The 15,583-nt window shown below is 41.6% G+C and carries 4 protein-coding genes; 1 reads left to right on the top strand and 3 read right to left on the bottom strand.

Going from position 1 to position 15,583, the window contains the following annotated elements; genetic code table 11:
* Nucleotide 1: 1 nt before the first annotated feature.
* Genes LBN07_00855 through LBN07_00845 form a run of 3 tightly spaced genes read right to left on the bottom strand, consistent with a single transcriptional unit; the run spans nucleotide 2 to nucleotide 4,329 of the window.
* Nucleotides 2–1,099, bottom strand: a complete 1,098-nt coding sequence (locus LBN07_00855; protein MDR0850017.1) for a site-specific DNA-methyltransferase — start codon at nucleotides 1,097–1,099, stop codon at nucleotides 2–4.
* The gene (locus LBN07_00850; protein ID MDR0850016.1) at nucleotides 1,093–2,148 is read right to left on the bottom strand and encodes a site-specific DNA-methyltransferase; all 1,056 of its coding nucleotides are present in this window, start codon (nucleotides 2,146–2,148) and stop codon (nucleotides 1,093–1,095) included. Before LBN07_00850 ends, LBN07_00855 begins: the two co-directional genes overlap by 7 nt.
* A gap of 27 nt (nucleotides 2,149–2,175) precedes the next feature.
* Entirely contained in the window at nucleotides 2,176–4,329 is a 2,154-nt protein-coding gene (locus LBN07_00845) for an RNA-binding transcriptional accessory protein (protein ID MDR0850015.1), read from the bottom strand.
* A 326-nt stretch (nucleotides 4,330–4,655) separates the two neighbouring features.
* Between LBN07_00845 and LBN07_00840 the strand changes: the two genes are divergently transcribed.
* Entirely contained in the window at nucleotides 4,656–15,422 is a 10,767-nt protein-coding gene (locus tag LBN07_00840; protein MDR0850014.1) for an Ig-like domain-containing protein, read from the top strand.
* The last annotated feature ends 161 nt before the right edge of the window (nucleotides 15,423–15,583 follow it).

Here is a 15,583-nt window from a genome sequence, read left to right as displayed (position 1 = left end):
TCTATACTTCTTTTTGAAAAATAAGCACATGTTCTAATTTTCCTTTTGTTCTGAAAGATTGCTGAAAGGTTCTGCTGGTTTCGTCCAAGCTTGTGCAGCTTTCGGACACCAGCCGCCAATTGATATCCTTGGCGATTTTAATAATATTTTCTTTGCTGTCATACTTCTTTCCTCTTATCTGCCCGTCTCCAATAATTATTACAGCATACTTACCCGCTTTAAGCATCTTATCACAATCCAAGAACACTTCTGTCATGTCCTGCGTAAATTTCTCCGAAGGTTTTTTTAGGCTTGAAAATTCTCTTCTGGAACCTATTTCCTGCTCCATAACATCTTCAACAGCATAATCAAGCCAAAGCATACGATGCTTATGATAGAGATAATAATCATAAGTATTGGGATAGGGCGGCGAAGTGACTATTAGGTCAACCGAATTTTCGCCAAAATTTTTGCTTGATGCTTTAGAATTAATCTGCACTGCTGCACTTTTAAAAACACAGTCGTTATATTTAATACTGCTAATGATTTCTAAAATTTGTCTAAACTTTTTTATATATATATTTATTACATCATCAAACGTAATTTTTTTATCTTTGGCGGCATAACGCGTATTGCTTTCCTGATTTGAAACGGACGTCAAAATCGACGAGAAAACAACCTTTGCAAACAACAATGCCCTGTCATTATTTTTAAATTCATTTTCCATAATTTGACGCAACAGCGAAAGAGCATCTATAGCTTCATTATTAAACCAATGATTTATTGACACGTAATGTTTTTTGAGGCAGTTAGTTTCTGTCTTACACTTTTGGTTTAGTGTATTTATAAAAGTGTTAAGCCCCAAAATGTCTTTATTGTTATAAGGTGTAATCTTAAATTTTGATATAAGTATTGCTATACCGTTTATATCGCTTCCATATGCTATTCTGCCGTTTATATTAGAAGCAAGAAGCGTTGTTCCGCAGCCAACAAAAGGGTCATACACGATATCGTTAACCGAGCTGTATTCTTTGATATACCCTTCAATCATTTCTATTGTATACTTGGCGGGATATGAATGGATTTTATCCAATTTTCTGGCATTTTCTGTATTTACCATTTTCTGAGCACCACCAAATAAGAATGATTTTGATTTACATAAAACCTTGAAGGATAGCCCAGCAAAACCAATTTCCTGTGCTGATTTTGGTCCCATATAATTAAATCGTGATACTTAAATCCTGCATCCACTCCCGCTTTTGCAATCATAGAGTGCAAATCAACATACGGGATTTCGTTTTGCATATCCCTATAATCCTTTACTACCCAAATATTATATCCGCCCTTTCGGGTTTTTTTGTATAATTTTTTCATTATAGCGCCAACAGCATCCAAGTATTGACCAAGCGGCATATTGCCAAGGTCACGCTCATCATCCGAATACTTTTTGGTTTTTGAATTATTCTCAAAAACAAAGGCTGAGTTTTTATGCCTCTTTGCTCTATCCTCTTCAACCTTATGTATCAAATCCGCATACGGCGGAGATGTAAAGGTGATCTGAATAATCTCATCATCCAAATCATCCAATTTTTCTGTACAATCACCTTTGATTGTTTGAGATGTTATTTTAACCTCACCAAAAAGCGTGCTGCTGCCCACCATAACATTATTTATTTCCTGCTCTGACACAGCAAAAAACTTGTCGTTTAGTTCTATGCCTATTGCATTGCGTTTAGCTTTTATGGCCGCTAACGAGGTTGTTCCCGTTCCGAGAAAGGGATCTAAAACAATATCTCCTTCTTTTGAATACATACGAATAACCCTGTCACAAAGTTTTTCAGGATAGGTCGCCCCATGCATTAAATGACGATTTGCCCGTACTGATGAAACATCATTCCATACACTGCGGCTAAATCCTGCCCACTCTTTTGCAGACAAGCCGTTAAATGTCTTTCCTCTTTGCTCTGCCTCTTTAAACATAAGTTCTTTCTCACTTTCTTCTGCCTCTGTTAAGAGCTTGGAATTATTCGAGTCAATATCCTCATCTAAAAAATTTATTTGATGTTTTTTTCTCATCGTAAAACCTTGTCCGCCTTTGTTTTTTCTTTTTTTATTATAGCACAATAAATAAAAAACGCTAAGAAATTTCTTGCGTTTTCTACGTTTCATCAAAAACTCAGATACAGCACCATAACATTATTTATCAAAACCTTTCAGCGTCAACGCTATTCGATTTTTGTCAAGGTCAACGCTAAGAACCTTTACCTTAAGCACCTGTCCAACTTTGAGCTCGTCTGACGGGTGTTTGACATAGCCGTCGCTTATTTGCGAAATATGAATAAGTCCGTCCTGATGCACACCTATGTCAACAAAAGCACCAAAATCAATAACGTTACGCACTGTTCCTGTCAAAATCATGCTTTCCTTCAGGTCCTTAATGTCAAGAATATCGCTTCGCAACTCAACAGGCGGAAGGCTTTCTCTAATATCACGCCCGGGCTTGATAAGCTCGTTTACAATATCATTTAGGGTGGGCACCCCAATGCCGCATTTCTTTGCCACTTCTTCTTCGCCCATAAGCTTAACTTTTGACGGCAGCGTTGCTATCTCGCCGTTCTTTATGGCATCCTCATCAATATTAAACAGCTCCATAAGTTTTTTAGCTGGCGTATAGCTTTCAGGGTGCACAGCGGTATTGTCAAGTATGTTTTTTCCGCCTACAATACGCAAAAAACCAGCGCATTGTTCATAGGCCTTATCGCCCAACTTATTCACTTTTCTAAGCTGCTCACGATTATCAAAAGTACCGTTTTTCTGTCGGAAATCCACCACATTTTTAGCTATACTCTGGTTCATCCCCGACACAAAACTAAGCAAACTTACCGATGCTGTGTTAAGGTCAACTCCCACGCTGTTAACACAGTCTTCAACAACACCATCTAAAACTTCAGTGAGGCGTTTTTGAGGCATGTCGTGCTGATATTGCCCAACTCCTATCGACTTAACATCAATCTTAATGAGCTCAGCCAATGGGTCCTGCAACCGTCTTGCAATTGACACCGCGCTCCTCAGCGCCACATCAAAGTCGGGGAATTCTTCCGCACCAAGTTTTGAAGCGCTGTATACCGACGCTCCGGCTTCATTTGTCATGGCGTAGTTTACTTTTTTTCCCGTCTTTTTAATGAGTTCAGCTACAAAAATCTCCGATTCTTTGCTAGCCGTTCCGTTGCCTATCGAAATTACGTCAATCTTATATTTATCAATCATTTCAATCATTTTTTCGGTTGCTTCTGCCACCTTACTTTGCGGCGGAGTAGGATAAATCACCGTGGTAGTAAGCACATTTCCGCTGCCATCAATGACTGCAATCTTGCATCCTGTGCGATACGCCGGGTCAAAGCCCATGATTACCTTGTCTTTAAGCGGCGGCTGCAGCAAAAGCGGTTTGAGGTTTACTTCAAACATTTTGATTGCCTGCTCATTAGCAGTATCCGTCAGCATAGTTCTTATCTCACGCTCAATTGAGGGGAAAATCAGCCGCTCAAAGCTATCGGCAATCGCACCCTTCACCAGCTCCTCAGTCTTAATTCCTTTGTTTAAAAACATGTCTTCAATGGTGGAAATAGCTTTTGCGCTGTCTATAACAAGCTTAACCTTAAGACATCCCTCATTTTCACCGCGGTTTATGGCCAAAATCCGGTGGCTGGGCATCTTGTTTACGTTTTCGCTGTATTCCTTATACATTTCATATGTCTTGCTGTTTTCACTCTCAACAAGAGCCGTTTCCAGCTTGCCTATTCTAAACAGTAACTCTCTCAATACCTTTCTGATTTCGGCACTGTCCGAAGCATTTTCGGCAATAATATCAAGAGCTCCCGCAATGGCTTCTTTCTTGTTATTTACCTCTTTTTCGGGGTCTACAAAATTCTGAGCAAAATCCTCCAGCTCGCCGTCAAATTTGCCGGTGTAAATAGCGTCCGCCAGCGGAGACAATCCTCTTGCAATAGCTACGCTTGCCCGGGTTTTGCGTTTGGGCTTAAAGGGCCGATAAATATCCTCCACCTCAGTAAGAGTTTCAGCAGCTTCAATTGCCTTACTTATCTCATCCGTCATCTTTTCCTGTTCGGTTATAGACTTTGTGACCTCTTCCTTTCGTTTATCAAGGTTTCGCAGATAATTTAATCGGTCATTAAATTCTCTCAAAATCTGGTCATCACAGCTACCCGTTAACTCCTTTCGATACCTTGCTATAAACGGAATTGTACACCCCTCATCTATCAGATTTATTATATTGGCGGTGTGCTGTGGTTTGACCCCAAACTCAGCACTCAGCCGTTCTTCTATCGTCATACTCTACTCCTTTACAAAACAAACATGTTTGGCGGTATATTTTTCAAAAAATTCCCAGCCTGCTTGCTTAAGACAGCCTTCAAGTTTATTGCTCAAAATTTTAATAAAACTTAAGCAATAAACGCAGAAATGCTGACAAATAAAAGGTTAGCACAAAATTTTAATAAAATCAACCGTTTAAAAGGGGTTTTGAAACAACAAAGTGCCTCAAACTTTTTGCTAAAGAGGCCTATAATATGTTATTATATTATATATACTACTTTAGAGGGCTTCTGTGCTTCACACTTGCCACAAGAGATGCACAAAATTACCAAAGGAGTTGCAAAATGACAATAAAGAAAAAATTATTGATTTCACTTTTAATTGTTATTCCGACACTTGTGGCCATCGGGCTCGGCATCTATTTTATAGTGCCAAAAGCGCCCGCCATAACAGCGATAAGGCTTCAGCCAGAAATAAACGTTGAATATGTTTATATAAACGAACCGTTTAATATAAACGCAGCGCTTGAACCGGAAAATGCTGACAAAGGGCGGCTTGTGTGGTATTCAAGTAATGAAAATATTGCAACCGTTGATTCAAACGGAAGAGTAACTCCTGTTGCCGCAGGTTTTGTAACCATAACCGCTATAAGCAAGGATACCTCCAATGTAAAATCATCAATAAGTTTTTCGGTGAGAAATTTAAGCCGTCAGCTTGAAATGAACCCCCTCACTGTGACATATGACGGAAATGCTCATCAAACCTATGTAGATGGGTGGTCGACTGCAAATGGTAATTTGGTTTATAAATTTACCGGAACACTGTCTGGCGGCGAATATTATACCTCGGGCAATGAACCGACCAGAGACGCCCCTACCGATGCCGGAATTTACAGAGTTTATGTAGAGCTTGAAGGCACTGCCGACAGCAACTATACCACGCTTAAAATTTTGCCTAAGCCTATAAGCATCACCATAGGAAACTTTCAAAAAGAATATCTTGACCCCAACCCCACATTCAACTATAATGTCACCGGACTTGTGGGCAGTGAGCAACTAATATTTGAAATTCTTGGCGGCACCAACGAAAACGTAGCAATATATACCCTGAGCCCCCAAACCCAAATATTCGCTTTTGACGAACAGAATTATATAACCAGCCTTGTCGACACTTCTGCCGGCAAATATAACTATACCCTTTCAAGCATTTCAAACGGAACGCTCACCATAGCTAAAAAGCCGATAAGAATTAAAGCTATAGCTAAAACCAGCATATACGGCGAGGCTCTGTCTCCGCTTGAATTTGAAATATATAACAGCACTAATACTCTTCTTAATGATTCAAGATTTTATAGCAGCGTGCTGGGGCTTCTAACCGTTAACACGGGCGGAGCTATGCCAAGTGCCGGAACATATACCATATCAACCGGCAGCCTAACATCAAATAATCTTGATATAACCGCAACAGAGGACGCTTCATACATAGTCACCAAGAGAGTAATAAGCGTTTATCCGGGTGCAGGCGGACAGAAATTTGCAGGGGCCGCTGACCCCGTATTCGGATATTCTCTCGGCAACAACACCGTTAACGACGGAGTTGTATTCGGCAATCTTCTTTTGCGTTCCGCAGGCGAACTTGTCGGAACTTATGCCTATCACCTGACAGGCGGAAGCATTGTTGACGGCGAAGAAATCAACAGTGCTGCATATCAAAATTACACTCTGAAGCTAGTCAGCACCGGACACATATTCAGCATTCTTCAGAATGTGGTGCAAATCGGGATGAGTAATCTTTATGAAACCTACGACCCGCTACAGAGTTATATTCAAAACACCGTTCTGACAGGCACAATAACTTATACCCTGTTTATAAACGGAGTGCAGATGAACCCAAATATAAACTCTAGCGGCATAGAGCTTGTCAGCGGCGACAGGTTTAGTATTATGTCGCTTCTGGGAGTCGAGGACCTTGTCACTACACCGTCCTACGACACCTACAAAATATACAGCGCGACAGTGGCACAAAAGTTTACCAACTTTCAGGATAACTTCACAGTTGGCGGCGGCGGAAGTTTAGATATAAATAAATATGATATATACTTTGGCTCATCAAAAATGTTTATTCAAAAGATAGTGCTTACTCTTACTGTCAATCTATCCACCAAGGTTTACGGCGACGTTGATCCGGCGTTCAGCTATCTTGCCGGCGGCTTTATAAGCAGTGACACAGCCATCAATTCCATAACGAGCGTAACTTACACCAGAACTGACAGCGGCACCAAAACAAACAACACCGTGGGTGAATATTCAGTGAATATTTCATCCGCCGGCATCAACAAAGCTTATTATAAACCCGTCTTTGTGCCGGGAGTTTTGACAATCACTCCTATGGATATTTCTCTAAATACAATAGACTACACGAGACCCTATGGAGCAGTTGTTCCTGATTTCCGGTATAGTTTTGTTGACGTAGACAATGACGAAATACCTGACATTACTCTGCCGTATGGCGACACTGATGCAAATGTTGCAACAGGCAGTCTGATAAAGTCACTAAGCGGCACTGCTGACGGCTTGCCCGGAGGTACGCCTACAAGCGGAGAAAATGTGGGAGTATATAACATTTTAGATACTACACTCATCAAAAACGCCAACTACAACATATTATACACAGCCAAAAAATACACCATCACAAAGCGGCAGGTAACGCTGGCACCTCTCAACCTCAACATAGTTTACGGCGATAGTGTGCCCGAGCTCTTATATACCGCTCAGGTAAATACAACCTCCTATAGTTATAATCTTGAAAGCCCGCTTCTCAGTCTTTCGGGCACTATGAGGCTTTCTGCAACTTCAGGCAGTTACACTCCGACAACCTCGCCGCTTGTTGCGAGAACCTATTATTTTGACCAAAACACGCTTGCTCTCGGCAGCAATTTCCAATTGCAGTTTGATGCATCAAGCTCCAGCTTTATTGTCTCTCCACTGCCCGTTACGCTGAGCTTTATTACAAAAACATTCACTGGGTCTTTGCCAAGCGACAGTGAGGCAATTGTAGTGTTTAGCAGCAGCCGCGGCAACGGACTTGCCTATAGCGACGCGGTAAGCAGTCTGGTTTTAACGCTAACAAATGCACCTCCCACTCTCCACTATATAGACAACATAAACGACATTGCTATAACTATTCAAAACGGTAGCGGGACAAATATTACGAGTAGCTATAATATTTCGCTCAACGATGCCATGAACATAGTGTTTGCCCAAGGTGTAGCAAATCTTAATGTCGGCATAATCGCAACGGCTATATCTGGTGACAACACAACAACCAAGCCTTTTAGCGGCTCCACTCCCTGGACTTTCGATGCTACTCTCATAAGCCCCCCCGCCGGATTATATATTGACCCGAGCTCAATATCTTTCAGATATCTTTATCCAAGCGGACAGCTTTTGAGCGTTGCTCCCAAAAATGCAGGCAGCTATCTTGTTACTTTAGATATAAGCAGTCTTATAATCAGAGACAGCTCAAGCGGCGATGCTGATGTAACAGCTCTCTATTCACCCATGGTGTCTGCTCCCGTTACAGTAAGCATCACGCCTATTGACCCAACAATAACCACGCCTCACACACTAAGTTCTCTTATATACGGCACACCTTACACCTATGTTAACGGCAAACATGACTTTGCTATAGGCACCGAGATAACCGGCAGTTTTAATGTTCCGGGAACATATTACACCCTTGACAATTCCGCCCTTACTGTAGGCAGTTCCGGCATAAACGTAACCTTTGTGCCGGATACAATTGCCGACACAGGCGGTCAGTTTAAGAACTACAACAACTATACTATGAACCTTATGCTGACTATAAACCCCTTCTCAATAACTATGAATGAAAACATAAGTTTTTCATACGTTTGGACGGACACTCACCCGACTTATACTAATTCAACCTATCCAAACACCATCACCAACCTCAAAGCGGTATTGGGCGAAGCCTATGTAAGTGCTTTTGCCGTAAGTTATGCTTACTACGGCTTTACCTTTAATTCAAACGGTTCAATAACCACAAGTAATCCTTCAGAACCTACAATTTTCTTAGAGCGTTTAGGCGAGCCCACATTTACCATTGAAAACGATAGCTTTGTGGCGACCTATCCAAACAACAAAAAAATCACCCTGTCAATTTTTGGCATACTCAACGCCAGATATTATGACGGTGCCAACGAATGGGATATTGCCAATATATATTCAAGTGCCGCATCTCCAAGAGCTGCCGGATTCTATATTTCCGCCGCCACACTGACGGCAAACAATGCCAATGTTACCCTTGAAGGTCAAGTAAGTCAAAGCTTCTTTTCAGGATATACAATAAAAAAGGCAGGGTTCACAAGCTTTACTCCCAACACCCTGCAATTTGAATATCTGACTGCACTAAATCTTGAAACCTGTGTTATAACTCCAAACCCCAGCGGCGTTCTTATAACCACACTCGGATACAGCTTAAGCTCGGCAGGGCCTTTTAACAGCACTGCTTATGTATATGCAGGTACCTACTACGTCAAGCTTGAAGCAAATCAAACAAATCATTATTCAACTGATGTTTTTCAGTTTAAGATAGACAAAGCTCACATCTCGGCAACCCTGCTGGCACCCACCAACTTTGGATATGATGGAATTCAGCACCAACCCAATTATCGGCTTGTGTGGGGAGAGGTTTTCATAACATCTCTTCAAATCGCCGAATTGATGAGTCAGACAATTCCGAGCACCGTTTGGCAAAATGAAGGTCAAGCATTGATAGACGAAATAAACTTATATTTAACCTCTCAGATTTCTCACATAAAACAGGCAATTATACTAAAAGAGATTATCACTGCCCCGTCAACCCCTGCCGCAATTTCGATAGTTTTTGGCGGTACTCAAAATGACGGAACAATTTTCTCAGGCTCAGCAGCTCCTGAAAATGCGGGTAATTACATTATGAATATCGTTCTGAACTGCTCAAATATTGCAGGCGGAAACAGTGACTTGCCCGCTGACAGCAAGAGATTTTATATCAACCCCAAAAATTCCCCCGATCTTGGCATAACCTTTGTGCCGACCAATGTGGCAAAAGATAAGATGGCAAACGATTCTGCACTATATGCACACATTATAGACAGCATGATTGTCACAAATTCACCCTTCGTATCGGCTGAAAAGGGCCTGATGACGGATATTAAAGCCATCCTCAAAGAGATATACTCTCAAGGCTTTATTCTCTCAGATATAGCAAACCGCAAGTTTGAAGTAACTTATCTATATGATGATGATAACAATTCATCAACACCCCTTATTGCAACAAGTGAGTTTATATATATTAATATAAGTATTATGGACGGGCTTGCTCTTATCCCTACCAACGGAACCGCTTGGTATAACGCAATCAATGGGAGTATCGGCACCAAAACGCTGGCGCTCAGCATAAACTTTGTGGGCGGAAATATCAGGAAGATAGACCTGACCGGCACAATTACAGTAAACCGTATCACTCTGGAACGGTCTCATTTTGTTGAACCCCACGGAGCTTCATATAACTTTATAAACGCAGACATATGGGCACCGCTTCAAAGAGGTGCCTCAAGTCCGATATCTTCCGGTGTTAACTTTACACCGGAACCAACCTTTAACGGAAATGAAGTGACCTATCAGGAAGCAAACACTGTTACAATAAGGTATAGCTACAGTCAGGGCGGAACAACAATGACACACGCTCCAAGAGAAGTGGGGACATATACTGTCACTGCAATAGTTACATCACCCCCAACCTCATACTATATCATAAGCGACTCGGGTTCGCTGACATACTCCTACACCATACATATTATTCCGAGCACAATCGTCAGCGATATTCCTGCAACCGTTCATGCACCCTTTAAAAACGCGCCTTATAATGCAACATATATGTATGAAGTATTTGAAACCTATAACATAAAAACCGGAATAAGCGGCGATAACTATAACCTGACTTTCAGCGCGTCCGCAAGTCCTGAAGTGGCACAAAACGGTCTGACATTCAGAGTATTTTTCAACTCATACTCCCCGTCAGTTACCGATGCCGGAACGTATATAGCTTATCTTGAGCTTGTTGGAAACTTCGGAGGAAATATAGTAGATATTACTTCCCCCTTCCGCATATCCTTCAATTTTGTTATAGACAAATTAAGTCTGGGCGAAACCACCCAAAAGGTTTTGGATCACATACAAAACACCCCGTTTGCGTTTACTTATCCGACAAACCCGAATATAACACTCAATGCCCTGCCCTACAACAACGCTATTGACAACTTTACCGGCACACTTTCTATAGCATACTTTACTGACAACGATGACAATGACCCATTTGCTTCACTTATAGACACAACAGGCGGCAAAAGCGTTTATGACGACCCGAACGTAACGGCCGGTACAATATACTTTAGAATAATATCTTCTCACGCTTCTATTGCTGAGAGTACGGCCGTTGCCATAACTTTGAATAAAGAGACTGTTCTCACTACCGATATATCCATTGACAGCGGATATATATCCGGCAATGAAATAACCGGTTATTACTTCGGCGGCCAGCCCGTTGAAGTAGATAAAACTAAACTCAGCGTAACCACACTGCCCGAAGCGGAAGCTAGTGACTTTGTTGTTGAATACTATCTCTTTATCGCAAACGAATGGAAATGGACCCCCAACGCCCCCACAGGCGTAGGGCAATATGATATAAGAATTTCGCTGAATGCAAGATGGTATCAAACCGGTATCAACGAATATAAGACGGGAATAACTTTTGTTGTAACTATGCTTTCGATAGTCACCTCGCCTATAGAGTTTGACTACGGCGACTTTGCACATGCCGAATATGAAGACACCGGAACATATTTCCCAATTATCTTCTATGACTGGCAAAACGCCGCCTCTTCGGCACCTCTAATACATTATGAAGGCACCCTTCTGTCCGGCTGGTGGCTGTTTAGCGAAGAAGATATTAATGCATTCTTAACAGACAAACCAAGTTCTATGAGCCTTTATGACTATGGCACTGCAATGACTTATATAAGCAGCCTCAGTAACGGCGACGGAACTTATGCTAATATTCTGTCTCTCCTACAAATAAACAGCCTTAGTGCCAACACTCATACGTATACGTTATACGCAGTGTTTGTGTGTGACGATCCCGATGTAGGGGCACTGCTTGTGCCGCTTGAGTGTACCGTAAACAAAAAGTATATTGACTTATCGGGCTCAATTGCGACTTTTAACATAAATGATGTAACTCTTACCAGTATAACCAAATCCGGCGGCAGTTGGACATATACCTATGATGACATTTCGCTCAGCGGAGAAAAGGCCATAAGCCTAGGCACCATAGCAGGTCTTGTTCTGGGTGAATCCACCATAGAATTTACTTCGTTGTTTACCATAACTTCATATAATATTTTTACTACATTCAACAATAACGGAACCATCTATACCCCATCCAGCCTGATTTTAGACTTTGAAAGCCAAAACTACAGAGGCCCGATTAAACTGAGCTTTAACCTTAATAAATCTGGACTTGAAACACTCTTCTATAATGCCGAACTGTCACGGCCGTTTACTAATGACGTAATAGCAAGTACATATTACACAAACCTGCTAGATAAGCTGTTCTACGCACCCAATGTCAATGCTGATGCAAAGGCGAATATTGTATCAGGAGTAACTTTCACTTATGAATCAACCTCTGGTCTTTATGTTGCACATATAGCCGGCAATATAAGTCCCGCTACATACACCTACATAGCAGTGTTTGGCGGAAACCAATATTATGCAACTACCAATTTACAGATTACATATGAAATAGAGCCGCTTATTATAAACCCTGTGTTGTCAGCAGGCATCATAACCGACACCAATGTTCCGCTGACCGTAACACTTAATATTGTGAGCACGCTGGATGCCGATTTGGGGCTGGATACTCTAGTTCCAACGCTTCTGTCAACTGTTTTGGACAGTGCAACTGTCGCTGACTCAACTGCACCGTCAGTTACAATTCTAACTCAAAGCTGTTATTACAACGCAGGCGTGTGGACATATGTGTTTAATTTAAACAATCCCTCTGCTCTGCCTAACGGCACATATTGGCTGACAATACCCGCAAATTTTGGCATGAGCAGCGGAATATTTTTCGGGACGAGTTCAGCCTCCCCAACAACTATGCCCATACCATTTGTTGTTGACAATGCTATGGACATAACCAAAGATATTGGTGCGGTGTTCTTTGGCGACAGTCTAAGTTCAGGAGCTTTGCTCAGCAAGCTTGAAAATGCATACAACTACACCGACGGGCAGCTGGATTCGGCCGAATGGCTCAATAGCTTCTATGAAAACAGCGGCGCATATCTGGAAACAGGTGGCAGCGGAACAATCTATACTAATACCAACAACTATCTGCTGGGAACAAACTATATTATATCTCCCCTGTCTGTTGCTCCTCTATATTACACATATCTTAAAAATACAGAAAAGGACGCTATTGCTGAAGATATTGGAACCAGCACCACTATTCAAGATTTGATAAACGCAGGCTATGCCACATACTGGGATCTAACTACTGACGGCATTTATTTCGGGTTAAACGGCGGTGGGGGTTCTCACTCGCTGGCTACAGGCGGCACGCTTAACTTTGTAGATATGCCTGTCAGAATGATCTTTACAGGAGGCGGAGAGGTTATCATACTTGTCAGCTTTACGTTATATTTTGACTTCGCCATAACCTACAACGACAACACACCGTATGTTTATAGCAGCGGCGTGTCACAAGGGCCGGATAAAACAAAATTTAATGTGCTTAGACAAGGCTTTAAATATACAAATAGCGGCGGGTCAAATTTGAGCGGCACTGCGACCGTTGTGTCAATGTCGGGAGCTTCTATAGGAAATAATGTAAGCGTGTCATATTCTCAGTCACCTCACATTAATGCTGGTTCATACACCGCTACCGCAACTTATACTCCGGGCGGAAACTACGGCCAACCATATAGTCTAACCGTGCCGTTTGTAATAGAAAAACAACCCTTAGCCATTACTATGACAAACCAAACTATATCATATGGTGACAACTTCTCGACAAGTGGCTGGGCAACCTCTTCTGAGGGCAGCAACTTCACTTATACTTGGAATGGACTTTCGTATATGCCGACAGATGCCGGCAAGTATACAATAAAAGCTGAGTGGACCGGAAACAGCAACTACACAGGAATAACTTACGCAACGCTGACCATCCTGCCGATAACGCCAACCGTTATGGTTGACCCGAGCGGTAGCCAGCTTGACCCTACTGAGCCGAAAATTAAAATAGACAATGTGTCTTATTCATATTCAGCCTTACCTTCGGGGATAAATGCACAATTCTTTGACGCAGAAAATTACATCCCGGGCAGTAGTCTTGCGCAAGGCCTGCCGCTTGTTGCCGGAAACAACTATATAGTTGTCGTAAACATAAACAAAGGAGTAACTTATAACGACAACTTCCTGCCGGCAACATTCAGCATCGGATATTCTATTCCACCCGAGCCTCCGATTGACCCCGAAGAATACAACCTCTGGATAGAAATAACAAACACCGTGCATGTTTATGACGGAAGCGCAAAAGCAATAAATGCAGTGCTTATGAATGGTGATGCCATCTCTGAACTTATAGCGAGCACAGATTACACAATAAATATTATATATTACTTAGGCGGCAGTCCGATAAACACCGGTCTTAACCCAATAATAGACGCGGGATATTACGCAGCTGTCATTACTGTTACTTTCATCAGTGAACCTTATTATACTGATATCGGGTTACTTACAAGAGACACCACCATGGTCATACAAAAAACATATTTTGATGTAGACACCGGTTCGGTTTCGGCGACATATAACACCGGCGTAATTAATCATAACATTGTATACGTAAAGAATGTGTTTGATACTTCCCTCGTGCTCAATACCGATTACACTGTTTCAATCGCAAATTCTTCAGGCTTACCTGCATCTATGCAAAATGCCGGAATATACACAATAACAATTGCGCCTATAAGCGGATATGCAACCAACTATGAGCCATATATCTTTAAGTTTACAATAGCTCCATATGCCGTAAGCTTTACTCTTGGTGCAAGCAGTATAAACGGCTCAACATATGACGGCACTAACAAAACAGTAACCGTTGACTGGTCAGCTTACGAAACAGCATTTGGCATTATTACAAAGCCCAATCTCAATTGGTCAGGAGCAGTATTCGTTTCTCCCTCATCAATCGGAGCTTCTGTTGTGGCTGCAGGAAACTATACTGTAAGCGCCACAATAAACGATGCTAACTTTGTGGGAACAACATCAGTGCAATTTGTAATACAGAAAAAACAAATCACCCTCTCTCAAACAAAGTTTGAAGCATATTGGCTTCCGGATATAACATGGACAACGGTTTTGGACAATGCCTCATTTAATATAGGGGGAATTATTCCAGGCGATACACTAAACGTAAACAGCCTGAACTTCAATTTAACTGTCAACCCAAGCAGCACATGGGGTAGTTTTATACAAGATGTAAAGACATATCAAGCAACAATAACCTGTATTCACACAAACTATACAGGCTCGCTGATGTTTAACTTTAAGATAAACCAATCGACAGTAAAAGTTATGTATGATACTTCTGTGTCAAACAATGGGCAAACCTTAGTTGATATCAATGACATAACTTTCAAGTCACATACATACACCCCCTATGATCCCCTCAACGATCCCTATGAACACGCTAACTTCTTTGAATTTGGCAGACTTAAATATATATTTAACGGCAACACAGCAGCTCCGGTTGCAATCATAAGCGGTTCGTCACTGATAAACATTTCAACCGAAGGCAATATCTTTACTTATACAAACAGAGGCACGCCGAGTTACTCTCCTTTGGATATATTATCAGCTTATAGTTATAGAGTAAACAACTACATATCTCTCTTCATTCTTACAGCTTCACTAAATAGTTATGCAAACAGCAATAATATGCAGTTTGACATAAACACCGATGTGTTCTATATAACAGTATGGTAACCCTTACGGTTTATTATGAAGTAACAAGGCCAAATGTTATCACAAAGACGCGGGCCTTGCGCTAAGGAGGAAACTATGTTTTTTAAACCCTTCTACACACGAACCGGCTGTGTCATAAATTTAATATTGCTGGGAGTTTTGGCATATCTTGTCATTCGGTT

Source organism: Christensenellaceae bacterium (assembly GCA_031260975.1).
Lineage (GTDB): Bacteria > Bacillota > Clostridia > Christensenellales > UBA1242 > JAISKJ01.
The sequence above is the reverse complement of the archived record's forward strand: the minus strand, read 5'-3'. Positions and strand labels throughout refer to the sequence as shown.